We start from the raw sequence: 18,761 nt of genomic DNA, 5'->3' as shown, positions 1-18,761 counted from the left end.
ACTTTGATGTTTCGATCGCGGTCGAACTATTGCTCGCCGACCGCGCCCCGCCGAGCGTCTTTTCAAGGACGCGGTCATGCCGGCAGCCCAGCGAGACGCAAACCCTCCCGCAGTCGCTCGACATCTTTCGGCTCCCGCAGATACGAAACATCGACAAGCCAGTCCACGTACTCGGCTGGACCCGCGGCCGGATCGCCGTGCCAGAGATCGCGCATGGCCTGGAGAAACATCGCGCCGCATTGATGCGCCTCTTCTGACCGGCCGAGATGGCCGTATGCAGCCGTGCGCCAGGCGACGTCTCGCGGGTGTCGAGCCGGATTGGCAAACGTTAGCTGTTCGAGAAGGGCAGCAGCCTCGCCGTAGCGCTCGAGTTGGAAGAGGATCCGGGAAAGATAATAGTTGTACCAGCTCGGGTACTTCGGGTTGAGCCGGCAGGCGAGCTGGATCGCAGCCAGCGCGCGTTCCGCTCTCCCCAACGTCCCTTGCACCGAGGCCCAGATGATCTGGATTAATGGATCGTTCGGGTTCATGGAGCGGGCCAAGTCCAAGTGTCGTTCGGCCCTGTCGAAGTCGCGCCAGGTGCAACACATAAATCCGAGCGTACAATGCACCCTTGGGTCGTTTGGATCGAGCGCGAGCGCCCTCTCGGCAAGCCTGAGCGCCTGCACCCTGTTTTCGTCTCTTTGCCGCGACACCCCCACGGCCGTGTCAGTCGCCCGAGTGAGAACAATATAGGCAAGGCCGGTATAGGCGCGTGCAAACGTCGGGTCGATCTCGATGGCGCGCTCAAAGAGCGCAGCGGCGCGGTCCTGGGTGCCGGGGGTAAAGTCGTCGGAAAGGCGGTTACCCTGAAGAAAGAGGTCATAGGCGAGCATGTCTTCCGGCCGCCGCCGCCGTGCCGCGACCTCCCTGTCGTCCCGCACGCGCTGGGCGACGGTCGCGACGATATGCTGCGAAATCTCTTCCTGGATTGCGAAGACGTCTTCGAGCGCTCTGTCATAGCGTTCGGCCCAGAGATGCGTCCCGCTTTCGGCCTCGACCAACTGCGCGGTAATGCGCACCCGATTGCCTGCCCGGCGAACGCTTCCCTCGACGATATATCCCGCCCCGAGCTTGCGGCCGATCTCGCGCAGGTCGGTGCCTTGCCCGCGAAACGCAAAGGAGGAATTGCGGGCGATCACCATCAGTTCGCCGAACCGCGACAGCTCCGTGATGATGTCTTCCGTGATGCCGTCGCTGAAATATGCCTGCTCCGCGTCGACGCTCATATTGTCGAATGGCAGGATCGCAATCGAAGGCTTGTCGGACCGGGCATTCATCGGGAGCGCGAAAGGAGAACCCGCAACATTCATTCGGTAGGTTTTCACCGGCCGCGCGATATTCTTGAGGTGCTGCTCGCCGGCGAAATCGAATGGAATATCGAGCTTGCCCGACAGGTGCTCGTAAGCGCTCCCAGAGATCAGCACGCTTCCGGGCGGGCATAGCTGCTCCAACCGGGCGGCGACATTCACGCCTTCTCCAAGCAGATCGTCGCCCTCGACCACGAGGTCGCCGAGGTTGACTCCGATACGGAGCAAGATGCGGGGCTCGCCAGCGATTTCCTGCTGTCGATCCGCGAGCCGTTGCTGCACGGCCGCAGCGCAGCCGACGGCGCCGACCACCGATCCGAATTCGGCCATGACACCATCGCCCATGAATTTGACGATGCGCCCGCGATGCTCGGCGACCAGAGGCTCGACCGTGGCACGCCACAGCTCCTTCACGGCAGCAAGCGCGCTTGCCTCGTCGGTCTCGACAAGCCGCGAATACCCGACGACATCGGCAACCAGTATTGCTGCCAGCGTTCGCTCAACCTGAGGCTGCGTCATCCTGTCCTCCGCTGCCGCGGATCGCCTCTCCGCCATCGCGGAAAGGTCTCGCATCATGCAAACGTGGCTAGACGCCCAGCATACGCTGCGGGGCGCCCGATCACAATCTGACGGGAAATTCGCTCTCTACGAGGCGAACGCGTCGTAGATCAGCTTCACGTTCAATCCCGCGATGACGATTGCGATGGCATAGGCGATCGCCGTCAGCCAGCGCGGCGCGACGAGGGCGCCCATCTTGCGGCGGTCGGCGGTGAAGATGACGAGCGGGAAGACAGCGAAAGACAGCTGCAGGCTGAGCACGACCTGGGTCAAGATCAGAAGCTGCGACGTACCCCTGTCGCCGAACCAGATGGTCACGGCCGCCGCCGGCACGATGGCGATCGCCCGCGTGAAAAGGCGGCGCATCCAGGGCTTCATCTTCATCTGCAGGAAGCCTTCCATGACGATCTGGCCGGCAAGGGTCGCAGTCACCGTGGAATTGAGGCCGCAGCAAAGAAGCGCAATCCCGAAGAGCGTCGGCGCGATCGCCACGCCGAGCAGGGGTGCCAGTAGCGAATGGGCTTCGCCCAGTTCCACCACGTTCGTCTGGCCGCCAGCATGGAAGGTGGCGGCGGCGAGAATGAGGATCGAGGCGTTGATGAGCAGCGCGAAGGTCAGCGCCACGGTGGAATCGAGCGTCGCGAAGGTGATCGCCTCGCGCTTTTCCGGCAAGGTGTGGCCGTAGGCACGGGTCTGCACGATGCCGGAATGCAGATAGAGATTGTGAGGCATCACCGTCGCGCCGAGAATACCGAGCGAAAGGTAGAGCATCTCGGGGTTCCTGACGATATCCGTCGTCGGCACGAAGCCGCGCAGCACGCTGCCCCAGGCGGGATCGGCAAGCACGATCTGCACGCCGAAGCAAAGCGCGATGATGCCGAGCAGAGTGATGACGAAGGCTTCGATCCAGCGGAAGCCGAGCTTCTGCAGGTAGAGGATCACGAACACGTCGAGCGCCGTCAAAAGCACGCCGATCTGCAGCGGCAGGCCGAAGATCAGGTTGAGGCCGATCGCGGTGCCGATCACTTCGGCGATGTCGGTGGCGATGATGGCGATTTCGGCAAGTGCCCAGAGCGGCACCGAGATATAGCGGGGAAACGCATCGCGACAGGCCTGCGCCAGATCGCGGCCGCTGGCGATCGCAAGCCGGGCACAGAGCGCCTGTAGGACGATGGCCATCAGGTTGGATAGAAGTGCGACCGTCAGCAGTGCGTAGCCGAATTTCGAACCGCCTGCGAGAGACGTCGCCCAGTTGCCCGGATCCATGTAGCCGACGGCGACCAGATAGCCGGGTCCGGCAAATGCGGCCATGCGCCGCCACTTCGATCCGCCCCGGTGCGTATCGACCGAGCGATAGACATCGGACAGCGAAGCTTCCTGGCGCTCACTGCGCCAGCCGCCAACAAAATCGGTATTCCTCGCGTCCATGGAGCGTCCCTAAGGTTTCACAGATTTACAAGGTAACAGTTTAGAATGATAATGCAAGTCATTCGCAACAAGCGTTTGTGAGAAGGCTTTCCGCCATTTGACCGGGCTTGCCATGAAAACCAAACGCAGGGGAAGTGGACGTGTCCAAATCCTTTCTGGCTAGAGCGGCGGTAAGCGTCCGCTGCGAAACAGCCCGACGAGGTATCTCCCGCCCGGCTGTCTCGGCAAAGAGGACTCCAACAGTCCCCCTAGCAGTTTCCCGGTATCGTCAAACCAACGTCATGCCGCCATCGGCATGAAGTTCGATCCCATTGACGAAGCTTGCCGCATCGGAGGCGAGAAAGAGTGCGGCGTGGGCCAGTTCCTCCGGGCGACCCAAACGGCCAGCGGGGATCAGAGATGCCATGTGATCTTCGAATGCAGGGCGTTCGGCTTCCGACACACCGAGTTTTGCGAGAATTTCGGTCTCGACCGGACCAGGGCTCAGGATGTTGACGCGAATACGTCGCGACCTGAATTCGATCGCCCAGTTCTTTGCAAAGGCGGCGACGGCGGCCTTTGACCCGGCGTAGACCGTATGGTCCGGCAGGACCTTCGTGGCTGCGAGCGAACTCGTAACGATGATGCTGCCCCCATTGCGGATCAGCGGTGCGATCGTCTGCACACCGAAGAATACGCCACGGGTATTGATGGCGAAGTGCCGGTCATAGTCTTCCGGCGCCACATTGGAGGACGCGGTAAGATTGATGATACCGGCATTGGCCATATAGATGTCGAGCCCACCAAAGCGGCTCTTCACGGTGTCTGCCAGCTTGTGATGATCCTCGAGATTGGCGACGTCGCCTACGAAACCAATGGCTGAATGGCCAATTTCGCGCACGGCTTGATTGACGACATCCTGCCGCCGGCCGGTGATGATAACCTGCGCTCCCTCTTCCGCGAACAGTTGGGCAGTCGCCTTCCCGATACCGCTATTGCCACCGGTGATAACGGCGACCTTGTCTTTCAGTTGCTGCATTGTTTATCTCCTTTCAGCTAGAGAAGAGATAGATGCCGTCGGTCCGCCTCGTTAGATCATGGGCGGGCACATGAATTGTGCCGTGGAGTTGCAAATGCCGAACCTGTTGAACGAGACGGCGGGATTGACGGCTTTCGTGCGTACGGTGGAGGCGGGCTCGTTCAGCGCAGCCGCGCGGGATCTGAACACGACGCCTTCCGCAGTCTCGAAGAGCGTGGCGCGGTTGGAAAAGAAAATCGGCGTCCGCCTTTTCCTGCGCTCCACCCGCGCCCTCACGCTCACCCAGGACGGTCAGGCCTTCTTCGGACGGGTTGCGCCGCTGTTGCGCGACCTGGATTCAAGCGACGAAGCGATCGGCGCAGACATCGCGCCTTCCGGCCGCCTCCGCATCAGCATGCCCAATGAGCTGGCTCCGCTGCTGCTCCCGCGACTGTTTGCCAGCTTTGCGACCGACTACCCAAACCTGCATCTCGATATCGGTCTTACCGACCGGTTCGTCGATCTGATCAGGGAGGACTACGATGTCGCGTTGCGCGTAGGCAATCCCGCGCAAGGGGATCTCATGGTTCGCCATCTGGCGGACCTGCCGATGACGATCGTCGCGTCGCCGGATTTTGTAAGAACAGGGGGCAATCCAACGACCGCCGAAGCCTTGGTGGCTCTGCCCTTTGCCCGCTATGCGTTGGGCGGAATAACACAGCCCTTGCGCCTGGCGGACGGGAGCGGCTTTCTTCCCTCAGGGCGCGTCGATTGCGACTCCGGAGCCGCTCTCATTCAGGCCGCGCTCGCCGGGCTAGGTGCTGCCTATCTTCTGCGATGCCTGGTCGCTAAAGAACTGGAAGGCGGCACGCTTGTCGCGCTCGCCCCGGAGATTGCGCTTCCCAAGCTGCCTTTTAACGCCCTGCACGCGTTTGGCCGTACGCCGCCCTTGCGCGTAAAGCTGTTCTGCGACTTCATAGCCCGCGAGGCAAAGATCATCGAAGCGATCTGATGAGCGCATGTGATCGCGAACTCGGGCATTTGGCTCGGTTCGGATAGCGCCAGAGGTCTAGCTCCGCCTCGTTTGCATGCCGGATCCGTTGTTTCAAGATCCGGGCCCCTCGGCCGCGCGCATCGCGGGGGGAAGCGTCTCCCATGCCCTGATCAGTTCGCCGATGGAGCCGGCTTCCATCTTGCGCATGACGTTTGCTCGATGCAGCTTGACAGTGACTTCGCTTATACTGAAATCGAATGCGATTTGTTTGTTGAGGCGCCCGCGTGCAACCTCACGCAGGATCGCGCGCTCACGATTTGTCAGCGTCTCAAGCCGCGCCAGATTGCGTTTGACCACCAGAGCCTCGGCCCGTCGCGCAGCGTCGAGCTCAATCCCGGCAATCACGGCGTCAAGCAGCGTCTGGTCACGCACCGGCTTGGTGAGGAAATCGACGGCGCCCGCCTTCATCGCCTGGACCGTCATGGGAATATCGCCATGTCCGGTCAGGAAGATGATCGGCTTGGCATTGCCGCTCTCCGCCAGATGGTGCTGTAGATGAAGCCCGTTCGCCCCCGGCATGCGCACGTCCAGGATCAGGCAGCCCGGGCGGTCCAATATGTCGGCATCGAGCACTTCGCGCGTCGAGGCGAAGCAGACGGGCTGGAACCCCGCCGAGAGGATCAGCTCCGACAAAGCCTCTCGTACGGCCTCATCGTCGTCGACGATGATCACGACGGGGTCGCTCGCGTCATGTTGGTGCTGTTGTAAAAACGGTGCCGATTTACGGAACGGCTGGTCAAGTCTCATATCACCCTCCATTTGTCGATTCTTGCAAAGCCTCTGCTATGGCGACGAGCAGGGCAGGGGCATTGAACGGCTTGCGAAAAAAGCCGCTGATGCCCTGGGCGCGGCTTTGGTCAGCGATTTCGTGGCGGCCGGTGATCAGGAAAACCGGCAGGTCGGGACGCGCCTTCTTCACGATGTCACGAAGTTCAAAGCCGTTCGTGTCGGGCATGCCGATGTCGGTTATGAGCACATCCAGATCCGCCAGTCCGCGAACGAGCAATTGTCCGGCCGACCGGAAGCAGCATGCCGCATAGCCGGCCGATTCCAGGAGTTCCTCTAGCGACTCGAGCAGCCTTGGATCATCATCGACAACCGCGACGATCGGTCTTGTGTTGTCCATGGCTAATTTCCTCCCGCTCGCCGCGAGTGGGTGATCGGTATCTCCAGTCTCTCGGCGATGCGCACGAGGTCGGCTAGAGACGCTGTTCCCATTTTCTGCATCACATTCCTTCGATGAATCTGTAGCGTGACTTCGCTGATCCCCAGTTCGGACGCCGCCTGCTTGTTGAGGAGGCCACTGACCACGAGCGGCAGCACCTCGCGCTCCCGTGGCGTAAGTTCCAGATATCGCTGTCTCAGTTGGCTCAATTCAGCGCGTTCCAAGCGCGTTTTTCGATCTTCGGAAATCGCCGTGTTGACCGCGGCCATGAGGTCCGCATCGCTGAATGGCTTGGTGAGGAAATCGACCGCGCCATGCCTGATCGCCCGTACCGAGGACGGAATATCACCGTGTCCGGTGATGAAAACGATTGGCGGGTGATCACCCTCGGCGATCTGCCGCTGCAGTTCCAGGCCGTTGATATCGGGCAATTCGATGTCGAGGATCAGGCACGCCGGTACATCCGGCTTCTCGGCGTTCACATATTCGCCGGCCGAGCCGAAGGCGATGGCGCGGATACCGTGGGCCTCCAGCAGTTCGCCGAGCGCCTCCCGGATACGTCCATCGTCGTCCACGATGAAAACAACATGGTCAGCCGTCGTCATGGCGCCTCTTTCGTTGCAATTGGTAAGGTGAAAATGAATCGCGCGCCGTGCGGTTCATTGTTCTCAGCCCATAAACGCCCGCCATGCGCCTCGACGATCGACCGGCAGATGGCGAGACCCATGCCCATGCCATTTTCCTTCGTTGTGAAAAAGGGTTCGAAAATCCGGTCGGGAGATTCGATACCACGCCCCCGATCGCTGATTTCGGTCTGGACCTCGCTCCCCAGGCGATGAACGTGCAGCTTGAGAACCTTGTCTCCTGCTGCACAATCCATCGCATCCATGCCGTTGTGGATGAGATTGATCAGCACCTGCTGAATCTGCACGGAATCCAGCGTGACGGGTGGAAGGTCCCTTTCGACGGAAATCTCCATGCGAACGCGGCGCCGAATCCCCTCCTGGGCGACCAGGCCGCCCGCCTCGCTAACGATGCTCGCGAGCGTCGCGGTGTTCCTCGTCTCAGTGGATTGCCTGAAAAGGGCGCGGATGCGGCTGACGATATCGGCCGCGCCGTTCGCATCCCGGATCATACGCTCGGCGACAGTCTTTGCGCGGTCTACGTTCGGGGGCTCGACCGACAGCCAGCGATGGCATGCATGCGAGTTGGCGACGATGGCGGCCAGCGGCTGGTTCACCTCATGGGCGATCGATGCCGAGAGCTCCGCGAGACTTGCCGCCTGAGATGCGACCGCCAATCTCTCCTGCGTCCGGCGCAATTCGTCCTGTGTGCGTACGTCGTCGTCGATGTCGAAACTCACGCCGTACCATTGCAGGATGCTGCCGTCGGCATCGCGCAGCGGTTCGGCGCGGCCGATGATCCAACGGTAAGCTCCATCGGCTCGACGCTGCCGATATTTCATTGTGAAGGTTTCGCCTGTCGTGAACGAGTGAGCGAGCGCCTGACCGACGGAGGCGACATCTTCTGGATGGACGGAGTTTTGGATTGCCATCTGCAAGCGGGTGGTATCGGGCGCTTCGAGATCGACCAGCGTCAGGCCGACATATTCCGCGAGCCGCCTGTTCAGATAGGTTGGCTCTCCGTCCGCGGCGGCGGCCCAGATTAGCGTCGGCAATGCATCGACAAGCCGCCGCAGTTGCTTCTCGCTTTCCCGAACAGCTTCCTGCGCGCGCATCTCGTCTTCGATATCGATCGAAACCTGGTACCATTGTACGATTGCACCAGACGCATCGCGCAACGGCTGCGCGCGCGCCTCTATCCAGGGATAGCCGCCGTCCCTGTCGCGCCGCCGAAAGCGACTGACGAACGGCGTTCCGGTCGCAAAGCCATCCAGCGCTCTCCGCAGCATTTCCGGAAGGTCGTCGGGGTGAGCCAGGTGCCGCGCCAGCGCCTCGAAATCCTTGACGTGATCCGGAGGCACCCCGACAGTTTCGAGATATCGCTTGCTTGTCGAGGTGACCCTACCCACGGGATCGTAACTCAGGATGTTGATGGGCACAGCGTCGATCATCTGCTCGAGTTGCTGCTTGCTGTTTCGTAGCGCCTCTTCACTCTGCAACTGATCGTCTATGTCGTGGCAGAGACCGTACCACTGAGCGATGCGACCGTCCTGGTCTCGCATCGCTTCGGCGCTTGCCGCCATCCACCGATACATGCCATCAGTTCGACGCATCCGCCATTTCATGGAGAGGTGCTCACCGCTGGCCAACGAGCGCCCGAACGCTTCCGCAACCCCGAGGGCGTCATCTGGATGAATAACGGTCTCAATGAATGCGGCGAGCCGGCTCATGTCCGGCTTGTCCATACCTGTGACGTCTAAGCCCAGGAAATCGATGAGCCTTTTGTTGAAAAAGACAGGTACGCCCTCGGACGAGAACCGCCAGAGGTAACTCGGGACCATATCCACGAGTAGCGACAGCTCGCGCTCCCGGCTGCGCAATGCAGCTTCTGCACGCTTCTGTTCTGTCAAATCGAGAATGTATGCGACCCCTTGCCGAGACTGCCCCTCGAAGCAGGCAGCCCCGATCAATACGGGCACGCGACTACCATCCTTCCTGAAATACTCCTTCTCACGGGCTTGCATCTTGCCCGTCGCTGCGAGTTCTTCCGCCTCTTCGCGGGCATGCATATCTTGCCAGTTGGGAGGCGTCATATCGAGCCATCGAAGCCCGGCTTGCACATCCTCCCGTTCGTACTGGACCATCCGGAGAAATGCGTCATTGGCGTCAATAAGCGTTCCGTCCAGATCCCATATGACGATCCCGATGATGTCAGAATCTATCAGCCGTCGGATCCTGGCTTCGCGCTCGGCAATGTCGCTATAAAGACGCGTCTGATCGTCGATGTCGTGACTGAAGCCGAACCATTGGACGATGCCGCCCCGGTCGTCCCGCATCGGCTCGGCGCCGGTGTCCACCCATCGATAGACCCCGTCGGCGCGGCGCAAGCGATATTTCATTGAGAAGCGTTGGCCAGTCGCGAATGCATGCGCGAAACCAGTGGCGAAAGCGGCCGCGTCATCGGGATGAATGGCAGCTTCGATATAGGCTGCCATGCGACTCGACTGCGGCCGATCCAAAGCCGATACATCGAAACCGAGAAATTCGATCACACGCCGGTTGAAGAAGTTTGGCTCTCCATCCGCAGTCAACCGCCATAGAAAACTCGGGACCATGTCAATGAGCTGCGACAGCTCCCGCTCCCGGTCGCGCAATGCCTCCTGCGCCCGGACCTCGTCATCGATGTCGATGGAGATGGCGAACCATTGGATTATGGCCCCGTCTTCGCCGCGTAGCGGTTCAGCCCGGCCATCGACCCAGCGATATACGCCGTCAGCGCGGCGCATGCGATACTTCATCGAATAGGGTACGCCGGTGGCGACGGATTGACGGACCGTTTGCAGTAGGACGGGTGCGTCGTCCGCGTGGACAAGGGTTTCTATGTTCGCCGCCAGCCGGCTCACGCCAGGCTTGTTCAACTGTTCCAGGTCTAGCCCGAAAAAATCCGTCAAGCGTTTATTGAAAAAGGTCGGCTCACCGTCTGGCGTTAGCCGCCTGATATGGACCGGAACCATGTTGACGATTTGCTCCAGCTCCCGCTCGCGGTCACGCAAGGCTTCGACACTCTGGCGCAACGTAACCAGCGCGAGCTGATGCTGGCGGGATATGGCGGCCACGATGAGAGCCGAAAACGCTGAGATCGCCAGGAAGAGCTGCAGCATGATCTGTCTATGGCGCTGGGTCTCGGCATCGCCGACGAATTGGCTTGCGCCAGATATCGTGAATATCGCCGTTATGAGTGCGAGGAGGGCAAGGGTGATGGCCGCGCCCTTGAACTCGAAACGCACGGCGGCCCAGAGCAGCGGCGGCATGATGATGTAGGCAAAGGGCAGGTAGCCGCTGAGCGAGAGAGCCGCGACGCCAAGGAAGATGAGCCCGAGGACAGCGGCCTCCGCCCATCTCGCCGCGGAAAGTTCCGCCTTGCCATGCCAACTCTGGAACACCACCAACGCGAGGGGTGCCACGATCAGAACGCCGGTGGCATCCCCGATCCACCAGAGGGGCCAGGCGCCCAAGAAGGTCTGCGAAAATATCCCGAACCAGGCAAGCGTCGCACTTCCCACGGTTGCGCTCACCATTGGCGCAATTCCGCCACACACGAGTATAAAGACGACAACTTCCTGCAAGGTTTCCAGCCGCACCGGCCGCTTCAGCGTCCGGCTGATGAGCGATGCGCCGACCAGCGCTCCAAGTGCGTTGCCGGCATACATGAGGACGGCGGCAGGGAGCGGACTATGGAACCACAGGACATTGCCCGACAGCTCGGCGAGACAGCCCGACAACACCCACCACGCCCAGCTTCCGACGGGCGCGATGACCAGGGTGGCGATAAAAAGCCCGCCCGGAGGCCAGATTGAAATGCCTGTTCCAGGCACGATTGCAAGCGCCTGGGCGAAGCCACATCCGAGGACATAGGCCACAAAAAACAGGCTCAGATGCAGGAGTTCGGGACGGTGGGACCAGAGGCGCGTCATCGGCTGCTCCTGAAGGGCAGAGAAAATCTGGGTCGCCAGCCTACGCGTTGGATTTGTTGTCAAATCTCGGTGCTGACGAACCTGTTCCTCACCCTAGTCGAGCCATCGCACGGCATCAACTTATGGAAATCCATGTAGTAGCGGCGGCGCCGCCGCCGTTTTCGCTAAAGAGATAAAGCTCCTCCAGCACGGCGACGAACGACCCGAGGTCAAGGGTGAAAGCAGGGGAACTCAGGGCGCGAGAGAATCGCCGCGTCGATAGCCATGTCATCGTTCCCGTTCTCTGGTTGGTGGTCCAGGTACCGGACGCTGAAACGCGGAGCGGGGCTGGCCGCTCCGCAAACGGCGGCAGGCTCAGCCCTTGATGAATGCGAGCAGGTCGGCGTTGACCTGGTCCTGATGCGTGGCGGTGATGCCGTGCGGCGCGCCGGGATAGTAGATGTCCTTGGCGCCCTTGATCAGTCGGGCGGACTTAACGGCGGAATCCTTGATCGGAACGATCTGGTCGTCCTCCCCGTGCAGGACGAGGGTCGGGACATCGAATTTCTTCAAGTCTTCCGTGAAATCGGTTTCGGAGAATGCCTTGACGCATTCGTAGGCGTTCAGCAGGCCAGCCTGCATGCTCCAAAGCCAGAATTGGTCGAGCGTGCCCTGAGAGACATTTGAGCCCGGCCGGTTGGCGCCGTAGAAGAGCGGGGCGAGATCGCGGTAGAACTGCGAGCGATCCTTGACCAGCCCGGCGCGGATCGCATCGAACGCGTCGATCGGCAGGCCTTCGGGATTGGTCGCCGATTTTACCATGATCGGCGGTACCGCGGCTATGAGGACGGCCTTGGCGACACGCTTCGTGCCGTGACGGCCGATATAGCGGGCGACTTCGCCGCCGCCGGTGGAGTGGCCGACCAGCGTCGCGTCCCTAAGGTCGAGCGCTTCGATGACGGCGGCCAGGTCGTCGGCGTATCCATTCATGTCGTTTCCTGATGTCGCCTGGCTAGAGCGTCCATGGCCGCGCCGATCATGCGCCACGACACGGAAACCGTTCTGGGCGAGGAACAGCATCTGGCCGTCCCAGGCGTCGGAGCTCAGCGGCCATCCGTGCGAGAAAGTGATGACCGGGCCAGAGCCCCAATCCTTGTAATAAATTTCTGTACCGTCCTTGGTGGTGATCGTGCTCATTGTGTGCTTTCCGTGGTTGAGGGTCGTGGGCAGGGGTTTCGTCTCTGCCGCCTTGGCCGTCGCGACGGCGGGAGACGCCGCTGCAATTCCGGCGGCAACGCCCCAGAGGAGGGCGTCGCGGCGTGAGACGCTGGGGATCGATGGAATTGAAATATCTTGCATTTTTCATCCTTCGTGGTGGGGTTGACCATGCGGAAGAAGGATGACGGCCGTCGACGCGGAAAACTATTGGGCGGAAGCATCGGCGGACTGTGCGAACGTTTAGGTGACTGCATCGAATGATTAGATTGCTTGTTGCCGCAGATCGCGACTTTCAGACCCCGGTACGATCTTTGGAGACCGGACCTGTGGTGCTCGGTCATCAAAACGCAAAACGCGCGCTAGCGAAGCGCGCGTTTTCTTGCCGCCCATGTATGGCGTCGGCTACCGATAACCGATGCCGGCGATGTAGTTGGCAGCATATGTTCCTGGAGCTCCTCCTGCTCGAACAGCACCTTCATCGCATCCCGGATGTCGAGGATACGGAGCGGCTTCCTGTCTGCGCCGAGCACGGGCATATTCTGAAGACGGCGCGTGGCCCATTCATTCGTCGAAGGGGGCGTTTGCCACTAGATCCACCGATGAAGCCGCTACCTTGTAGCCTGGCACCAGGCGCTCTCCGAAATCGCGCACAAAGTTGTCGTGGGTAGTTTCTGGCTGTGTCGCGGCGATGTGGCAGAAGCACATGGTCATCTTCCGCTTCATTCCAAGTCGCGGAAATTCCGTGAGGATTGCCTTCATTTCCGACGAGGGAATGGAGCTATATTGCAGGCCGACCACGTCGAGGCAGATGCCGATCGTGCAGAGAGAAACTTCAGCTTCCTTGTAAAGGCCGATCGACGGCGTCGAATTGAGGGCAACGCAGTCCCAGACCTGTTGGGCGCGAAGTTTGTCGACGCCTGCTTCCGTCGCAAAGCCGCGCGCCAAGTCCGCGGCCTCCACTTCGAAGCGACGTGGTCCCGCGAAGCGTTCGTTGAGCGTTATATCATGCAGCAGCGTGCCGACGGCCAGCACTTCCGCGTCGTGCTCGATCGCCTGGAGTTGCCCGATCCGCTCGGCAAACAGCCAGGACCGAACGACATGGTTGAACAGGTATGGCTCGCATCTTTCATGGGCATAGTCCAAGGCGCGCTCAACGAGCGGTGTCCGAGGGACAGAAATTCCGGCAAGTGTTCGCGTTGCTGAAGTCGTGTGCATGGCGTCAACCTAGTTGGGAACATGCCCGGCGTGGCCGGTCATCTTTCGGTGTACGGACGATGAGGGCTGCCAAGGTGGCTGCTGCGAGATTGGCCCGGAACATGTTGGTTCTCCCGTTTGAGTGTATACGGACGGGCCGGCCTCGGCCTATGCGCTGGCCGGCCCGTCCGAGGCGATTACGTTCTGGGCTGGTAGTGGCTGCGCCAGTCTTCGAAGCCGACGTGCCCGAGCCGGGCGTTGCCGACAGGCACGAGCGAGCCGTCGAGCAGTTCGGTGCCGAAATAGAGTGCGTGCGGATCGGCGACGACCTGACGGGGGTCGTTCATCGATTTCAGGAACCGAGCCGCGATATCGCTGAGGCGAACCTTTTCCGGACCGGCAATCTCGATAATGCCGTTGAGTGGCTTACCCAACGCTACATCAGCCATGGCATCGGCAACATCCTCCGAAGAGATCGGTTGCACATAGGCGGATGACAGGTGGATCGTCTGGTCGACCGCGCCGGACTGGACGATGCCGGGAAGGAATTCGAAGAATTGCGTCGAGTGTACGATCGTGTAAGGAATGCCCGAGGCCCTGATCAACTCTTCCTGGGCCAATTTGGCGCGCATATAGCCGCTGCGCGGCAGTTTCTCCACGCCGACGATAGAGAGCGCAATGTGATGTTCCACCCCTGCGGCGGCGCAGGCCTTGAGCAGGTTGCGTCCCGCGGTCTGGAAGAAGTCCATCACCGCCTTGTCCTCGAACGAAGGCGAATTGGCGAGGTCGATCACAACCTTCGCGTCGGCCAGAGCTTCGTCGAGGCCCTTGCCGGTGAGGGTGTCGACGCCCGAGTTCGGGGATGCTGCGAGGACGTCGTGTCCTTTGTTCCGCAGGCGCTCGACGGTCTTCGAACCGATAAGCCCAGTGCCCCCAATGACAACGATCTTCATGCCTAAATCTCCTTCTCGGGTTACTTGCCTGATCGTGATTGAGAGCCAGGCGCGGCGGTTGCCGATGGCGGGAGAATGCGTCGGCTGGCGGTCCCAGACTATTCTACGGGGGAAGCGTTCCTCCTCTGCGGAAGTATAGGGAAGGGTATCCAGAACGAGGGGGTGTCCGACCAATCCGCGAGGCCCCGCTCGTCCGGGCGCTAGCTGCATGCACCACCTGGGCCAGATGGATGGTCCGTCCTATCGGGAATAGATCATGCTCCGGGCGAACCTTTCGGTGTCGACCCGATCACCACCATTCACGGAGAGCATGATGACCAAGCGTCTGAACCTACTGGCCAGGAAAAACGGCGGCATCGACGGTCTCGTCGCCGTCGAGGCCTGGATTGCAACGAGCTTCGATCCCAAGCTGATGGAACTCGTCAAGGTGCGCGTCTCGCAGATGAACGGATGCGCCCATTGCCTGCACATGCATCGACAGGACGCGCTTAAGCAGGGCGAGACGGAAGAGCGGATGCTCTTGCTGAGCGCCTGGCATGAATCGCAGCTCTATACGGACCGCGAACGCGCTGCACTCTCATGGGCCGAGTCGCTGACCAATATTGCACAGAGCCATGCGCCGGACTCGGATTATGAGGCGGCACGCACCGTTTTTTCAGAGGATGAACTCGTGGCGCTTTCGATCGGCGTTGCCATGATCAATGCCTGGAACAGGCTGGCGATCGGTTTCCGGTTGCAGCATCCAGCGGATCGCAGGATTGCCGCGTAGCATTGACACGAAAGCTCGCCGGACGAACGGAATCGTCCGGCGAGCTTTCATTTCCGACGAGCGTCCGTGAGGAAAGGCTTCGCTCAATGCCGTTCGGCGGGCGAAAGCGTCTACTGCTTCATCCCAGCCTCTTCACTACCAAATCTGCACTGCGGTCCACGGAAAGCACAGGCTGCCCTGTTCTCAGGGATAGTCTTCCCTCTCCCTTGACCTGATCGACGACCAACAGCGCTTCAACCTAGGCTCTGCGACATGGCTCGTGACCGACGGGCCCCGAACTCAACAAGGAGACCATCATGTCGCAGGCAGTATCGACCCCCCGTACGACTGGTCAGCGCGAGACAACCATGACTTTGGAAAACACCGCTCACCCCGACGAGCTGGTTCCGTCGCGCTATGCTGTTCAGATCGGCGAGATCGAGGTGATGGTGGTCAGCGATGGCGTGCTACCGCTCCCAACCGCGATGTTGGGACACAACGCCGACCCGTCCGTCCGGGCGGCCTGGCTTAAGGACATGTTTCTGCCGCAGGACGCTTTTGACTGGGCTCTAAACGTGGTCGTGGTGCGTAGCGGTCAGCAGACCATACTCATCGATGCTGGGCTGGGATTGGACCCGGACTTGAACTTGCCGCGGGCCGGGCAGTTGATCAAGCGATTGGCGGCAGCCGGCATCGATCTTGGATCCGTGACCGACGTGGTGCTTACGCACATGCACATGGACCACGTTGGCGGGCTGCTCGTCGAGGGGGTGAAGGAACGGCTGCGTCCGGACCTCAGGATCCACGTGGCGGCCGCCGAAGTGAAATTCTGGGAGTCGCCCGATTTCTCCCACGTCTCAATGCCGCCGGGCTTCCCGGACGCGCTCAGGGCGACTGCCACGCGGTTCAGCAAAGAGTACCGCAGCCACCTGCGGCTGTTCGATGAGGAGTATCAGGTCGCGCCGGGCGTGGTCGTCACGCGCACCGGCGGCCACACCCCTGGGCACAGCGTGGTCCGCGTGGCGTCGGGTAACGACCGGCTGATGTTCGCCGGCGACGCAGTGTTCGCGGTCGGGTTCGAACACCCCGACTGGTTTAACGGTTTCGAACACGACCCCGAGGAAGCGGCCCGCATTCGGGTCCGACTTCTGCGGGAGTTGGCGGAGACCGGCGAACTGCTGGTGGCCACTCATCTGCCGTTCCCCTCCGTCGGCCATGTGGCGGTCGATGGCGACGACTTTCGTTGGGTGCCGGTCTTCTGGGACTACTGACCGCTTGGTCGCTCAGGTTCGAACCAGATGACCGCATGGCCTTTGAACGAAGCGGATGGCGGCGGTAGAGAGGCGATTGCAATGGACGTATATGAGGCAGTCACAAGCCGACGGGCGGTGCGCGGGTTCAAAGACCAGCCTGTGTCGAGGGAGGTGCTTGAGCGCGTGCTGTCCGCCGCAGCTTGGGCGCCGTCCGGTTCGAACATTCAGCCGTGGAACACCTACGTGCTGACCGGCGCGCCGCTGGCCGAGCTCAAGACGGTCGCCGTCGAGCGCGTGGCTCACGGCGACCCCTGGGACGAGCGGCAATACGAGATGTATCCGTCCGTGCTGAAGTCCCCGTATGGGGAGCGCCGATCCGCCTTCGGCAAGGAGCGCTACAGCGCGCTTGGTATTGCGCGCGAGGACTGGGAGGCGCGCCAACGGGCAGCCATCGCCAACTGGAACTGTTTCGGCGCGCCCGCCGCGCTGTTCTGCTACATCGACCGCGACCTGGGCCGGCCCCAATGGGCCGACGTCGGCATGTATCTGCAGACCGTCATGCTGCTGCTCCGCGACGAAGGGCTTCACAGTTGCACGCAGATGGCGTGGTCCCAGGTTCGCGAGACGGTCGCGGAGGTCCTGTCACCCCCGGAAGGGCTCATCCTCTTCTGCGGCATGTCGATCGGGTACGAGGACCCCACGGTAAGCTACGCCCGCAGGGGCCGCGCCCCGCTCAACGAGACGGTCACGTTCGTCGGCGGCTAGTCACCGATGCCGCCCCGGTCACAGCGTGGAAGGCTAGAATTTTTCGACCTATGCAAACGCAAATCTAATCAACAACGAAGGGACTACGACAATGAACCCAGTTCTAAAAACGCTGTTTGTGACAGCTACACTCAGCCTCCTCGGCACTTTCGCGGTCGCCGCTGACAACGAGGCAAAGGTCACATCGCTCATGAGCAAGGACCTTCCCAACTATCCGGGTAAGGAGGGTCTCATGATATCCGTCGAGTATGGGCCAGGTGGGGCCAATCCCATTCACAAGCATGACGCAAATGCGTTCGTCTACGTCCTCGAAGGCTCGATCGTGATGCAGCTCAAAGGGGAAAAGGAAGTCACCTTGTCTCCGGGAGACACGTTCTACGAAGGTCCCTCCGACATTCACCTGATCAGCCGCAACGCGAGCAAGACGAAACCTGCGAAGTTCATCGTCGTGCTGCTCAAGAAGAAGGGCGCTCCGGCGGTGATGCCTGTGAAGTGATGCCCGGCCTTGGTCGCCAAGCGCCGATGTGACTGGTGCCAAAGGCGGATCTTGGAATATATTGGGGTGCCGGCCGAACGCAGCAACGACACAAGGCTTTTGACGTTGCGCCGCAATGCGTCGCAACGTCCGGAGGGAGCGGCTCGATGAAAGTAACAGTCATGGGAGCGAGCGGGCGGATCGGAACGCGGCTCGTCGAAAGCCTTCGGCAGGCGGGGTCCGAAGTCGTCCTTGCATCCCCCACTTTCGGAGTGAACAGCGTCACGAGGGAAGGCCTTAGGGCTTCCTTGACGGGAGCAGACGTCGTCATCGACGTCACCAACGCGGCGTCGTTTGGAGACAACTCCGCTTTGGAGTTCTTCAAGACGTCCACCCGAAATCTATTGGCCGCGTCCGCGGACGCAGGCGTCGACCATTATCTCGCTCTGTCAATCGTCGGGACGCCTCGCCTTGTCGAAAGCGACTACTTCCGCGCAAAAATGGTGCAGGAGAACCTGATCAGAGCGGCACGGCGGCCTTATACGATCCTCCATTCAACGCAATTCTTCGAGTTCCTGAGCGGCGTGATCGACATGGCGGCAGATGGCGACGGCATCCGGCTTCCTTGCGCATCCGTGCGGCCCGTCGCCGCCGACGACGTGGCGGAGGTGCTCACCGAGTTGGCGTTGGACACCCCGTTGAACGATACGGTGGAACTTGCCGGGCCGGAGAAGTTCGCCTTCGACGAACTCGCGCGCATGTTCATCGCAGCAAACGAAGACCCGCGCCAGGTGATTACGGACGACCGCGCGCGATATTATGGCGTCGAACTGAACGACGACACATTGCTGCCCCACAACCTCGCCCACGTTGGCCCCATGCGGTTCGTAGACTGGTTGAACCTATCAATGGCCGGTTAGGGGATGTCGAGGCCTCGGGTTCCAGAATGGAGCATCGGCTTTCTTCAGCAAGCCGCTCAACAGCGAATAGCTATCTGGCTGTCGGCAGTCCCTCACCGCCCGAAAACC

At 61.1% G+C, this 18,761-nt stretch carries 16 protein-coding genes; 6 read left to right on the top strand and 10 right to left on the bottom strand.

Annotated features, from left to right (window positions below; all coding sequences use genetic code 11):
- Positions 1-74: 74 nt before the first annotated feature.
- The 3 genes from AB4048_RS07855 to AB4048_RS07845 form a co-directional block, all read right to left on the bottom strand.
- A complete protein-coding gene (locus AB4048_RS07855) occupies positions 75-1,868 on the bottom strand; it encodes an adenylate/guanylate cyclase domain-containing protein (RefSeq protein ID WP_442201371.1) in 1,794 nt (597 codons plus the stop codon).
- Between the two features lie 126 nt (positions 1,869-1,994).
- A complete protein-coding gene (locus AB4048_RS07850) occupies positions 1,995-3,335 on the bottom strand; it encodes an Nramp family divalent metal transporter (RefSeq protein WP_442201370.1) in 1,341 nt (446 codons plus the stop codon).
- Between the two features lie 268 nt (positions 3,336-3,603).
- The gene (locus AB4048_RS07845) at positions 3,604-4,353 is read right to left on the bottom strand and encodes an SDR family NAD(P)-dependent oxidoreductase (protein WP_442201369.1); all 750 of its coding nucleotides are present in this window, start codon (positions 4,351-4,353) and stop codon (positions 3,604-3,606) included.
- A gap of 58 nt (positions 4,354-4,411) precedes the next feature.
- Here AB4048_RS07845 and AB4048_RS07840 point away from each other — a divergent pair, with 58 nt between their 5' ends.
- On the top strand, positions 4,412-5,344 hold the full coding sequence (locus AB4048_RS07840; RefSeq protein ID WP_442201368.1) for a LysR family transcriptional regulator: 933 nt from the start codon (positions 4,412-4,414) through the stop codon (positions 5,342-5,344).
- Between the two features lie 93 nt (positions 5,345-5,437).
- On the opposite strand, the gene AB4048_RS07835 is transcribed toward AB4048_RS07840, so the two are convergent.
- From AB4048_RS07835 to AB4048_RS07805, 7 genes are all read right to left on the bottom strand, one after another.
- Positions 5,438-6,133: a response regulator transcription factor gene (locus tag AB4048_RS07835; RefSeq protein WP_442201367.1), complete on the bottom strand. Its 696-nt coding sequence runs from the start codon at positions 6,131-6,133 to the stop codon at positions 5,438-5,440.
- A 1-nt stretch (position 6,134) separates the two neighbouring features.
- The gene (locus tag AB4048_RS07830) at positions 6,135-6,512 is read right to left on the bottom strand and encodes a response regulator (RefSeq protein ID WP_442201366.1); all 378 of its coding nucleotides are present in this window, start codon (positions 6,510-6,512) and stop codon (positions 6,135-6,137) included.
- A gap of 2 nt (positions 6,513-6,514) precedes the next feature.
- Complete coding sequence (locus tag AB4048_RS07825) at positions 6,515-7,156, bottom strand: response regulator transcription factor (protein ID WP_442201365.1); 642 nt, start codon at positions 7,154-7,156, stop codon at positions 6,515-6,517.
- Entirely contained in the window at positions 7,153-11,148 is a 3,996-nt protein-coding gene (locus AB4048_RS07820; RefSeq protein WP_442201364.1) for a PAS domain-containing protein, read from the bottom strand. The genes AB4048_RS07825 and AB4048_RS07820 overlap by 4 nt, the downstream gene beginning before the upstream one ends.
- A 354-nt stretch (positions 11,149-11,502) precedes the next feature.
- Positions 11,503-12,486, bottom strand: coding sequence for an alpha/beta fold hydrolase (locus AB4048_RS07815; protein WP_442201363.1), 984 nt, complete (start codon positions 12,484-12,486; stop codon positions 11,503-11,505).
- A 420-nt stretch (positions 12,487-12,906) separates the two neighbouring features.
- Entirely contained in the window at positions 12,907-13,560 is a 654-nt protein-coding gene (locus AB4048_RS07810) for a hypothetical protein (RefSeq protein WP_442201362.1), read from the bottom strand.
- A 176-nt stretch (positions 13,561-13,736) separates the two neighbouring features.
- Entirely contained in the window at positions 13,737-14,492 is a 756-nt protein-coding gene (locus AB4048_RS07805) for an SDR family oxidoreductase (RefSeq protein WP_442201361.1), read from the bottom strand.
- A gap of 313 nt (positions 14,493-14,805) precedes the next feature.
- Between AB4048_RS07805 and AB4048_RS07800 the strand changes: the two genes are divergently transcribed.
- From AB4048_RS07800 to AB4048_RS07780, 5 genes are all read left to right on the top strand, one after another.
- Positions 14,806-15,261: a carboxymuconolactone decarboxylase family protein gene (locus tag AB4048_RS07800; protein WP_442201360.1), complete on the top strand. Its 456-nt coding sequence runs from the start codon at positions 14,806-14,808 to the stop codon at positions 15,259-15,261.
- A 296-nt stretch (positions 15,262-15,557) separates the two neighbouring features.
- The gene (locus AB4048_RS07795; RefSeq protein WP_442201359.1) at positions 15,558-16,511 is read left to right on the top strand and encodes an MBL fold metallo-hydrolase; all 954 of its coding nucleotides are present in this window, start codon (positions 15,558-15,560) and stop codon (positions 16,509-16,511) included.
- Positions 16,512-16,592: 81 nt separating this feature from the next.
- A complete protein-coding gene (locus AB4048_RS07790; protein WP_442201358.1) occupies positions 16,593-17,258 on the top strand; it encodes a nitroreductase in 666 nt (221 codons plus the stop codon).
- A 91-nt stretch (positions 17,259-17,349) separates the two neighbouring features.
- Complete coding sequence (locus AB4048_RS07785; RefSeq protein WP_442201357.1) at positions 17,350-17,754, top strand: cupin domain-containing protein; 405 nt, start codon at positions 17,350-17,352, stop codon at positions 17,752-17,754.
- Between the two features lie 146 nt (positions 17,755-17,900).
- On the top strand, positions 17,901-18,653 hold the full coding sequence (locus tag AB4048_RS07780; RefSeq protein ID WP_442201356.1) for an SDR family oxidoreductase: 753 nt from the start codon (positions 17,901-17,903) through the stop codon (positions 18,651-18,653).
- The last annotated feature ends 108 nt before the right edge of the window (positions 18,654-18,761 follow it).

The organism is Rhizobium sp. RAF56 (genome assembly GCF_052113965.1).
Classification (GTDB): Bacteria; Pseudomonadota; Alphaproteobacteria; order Rhizobiales; family Rhizobiaceae; genus Rhizobium.
This window is presented reverse-complemented; position numbering and strand designations above follow the sequence as displayed.

Excerpts from the sequence above, each read along its gene's own strand:
- AB4048_RS07855 (WP_442201371.1), bottom strand. The coding sequence starts at position 1,868 with ATGACGCAGCCTCAGGTTGAGCGAACGCTGGCAGCAATACTGGTTGCC.
- AB4048_RS07850 (WP_442201370.1), bottom strand. The coding sequence starts at position 3,335 with ATGGACGCGAGGAATACCGATTTTGTTGGCGGCTGGCGCAGTGAGCGC.
- AB4048_RS07845 (WP_442201369.1), bottom strand. The coding sequence starts at position 4,353 with ATGCAGCAACTGAAAGACAAGGTCGCCGTTATCACCGGTGGCAATAGC.
- AB4048_RS07840 (WP_442201368.1), top strand. The coding sequence starts at position 4,412 with ATGGGCGGGCACATGAATTGTGCCGTGGAGTTGCAAATGCCGAACCTG.
- AB4048_RS07835 (WP_442201367.1), bottom strand. The coding sequence starts at position 6,133 with ATGAGACTTGACCAGCCGTTCCGTAAATCGGCACCGTTTTTACAACAG.
- AB4048_RS07830 (WP_442201366.1), bottom strand. The coding sequence starts at position 6,512 with ATGGACAACACAAGACCGATCGTCGCGGTTGTCGATGATGATCCAAGG.
- AB4048_RS07825 (WP_442201365.1), bottom strand. The coding sequence starts at position 7,156 with ATGACGACGGCTGACCATGTTGTTTTCATCGTGGACGACGATGGACGT.
- AB4048_RS07820 (WP_442201364.1), bottom strand. The coding sequence starts at position 11,148 with ATGACGCGCCTCTGGTCCCACCGTCCCGAACTCCTGCATCTGAGCCTG.
- AB4048_RS07815 (WP_442201363.1), bottom strand. The coding sequence starts at position 12,486 with ATGCAAGATATTTCAATTCCATCGATCCCCAGCGTCTCACGCCGCGAC.
- AB4048_RS07810 (WP_442201362.1), bottom strand. The coding sequence starts at position 13,560 with ATGCACACGACTTCAGCAACGCGAACACTTGCCGGAATTTCTGTCCCT.
- AB4048_RS07805 (WP_442201361.1), bottom strand. The coding sequence starts at position 14,492 with ATGAAGATCGTTGTCATTGGGGGCACTGGGCTTATCGGTTCGAAGACC.
- AB4048_RS07800 (WP_442201360.1), top strand. The coding sequence starts at position 14,806 with ATGACCAAGCGTCTGAACCTACTGGCCAGGAAAAACGGCGGCATCGAC.
- AB4048_RS07795 (WP_442201359.1), top strand. The coding sequence starts at position 15,558 with ATGTCGCAGGCAGTATCGACCCCCCGTACGACTGGTCAGCGCGAGACA.
- AB4048_RS07790 (WP_442201358.1), top strand. The coding sequence starts at position 16,593 with ATGGACGTATATGAGGCAGTCACAAGCCGACGGGCGGTGCGCGGGTTC.
- AB4048_RS07785 (WP_442201357.1), top strand. The coding sequence starts at position 17,350 with ATGAACCCAGTTCTAAAAACGCTGTTTGTGACAGCTACACTCAGCCTC.
- AB4048_RS07780 (WP_442201356.1), top strand. The coding sequence starts at position 17,901 with ATGAAAGTAACAGTCATGGGAGCGAGCGGGCGGATCGGAACGCGGCTC.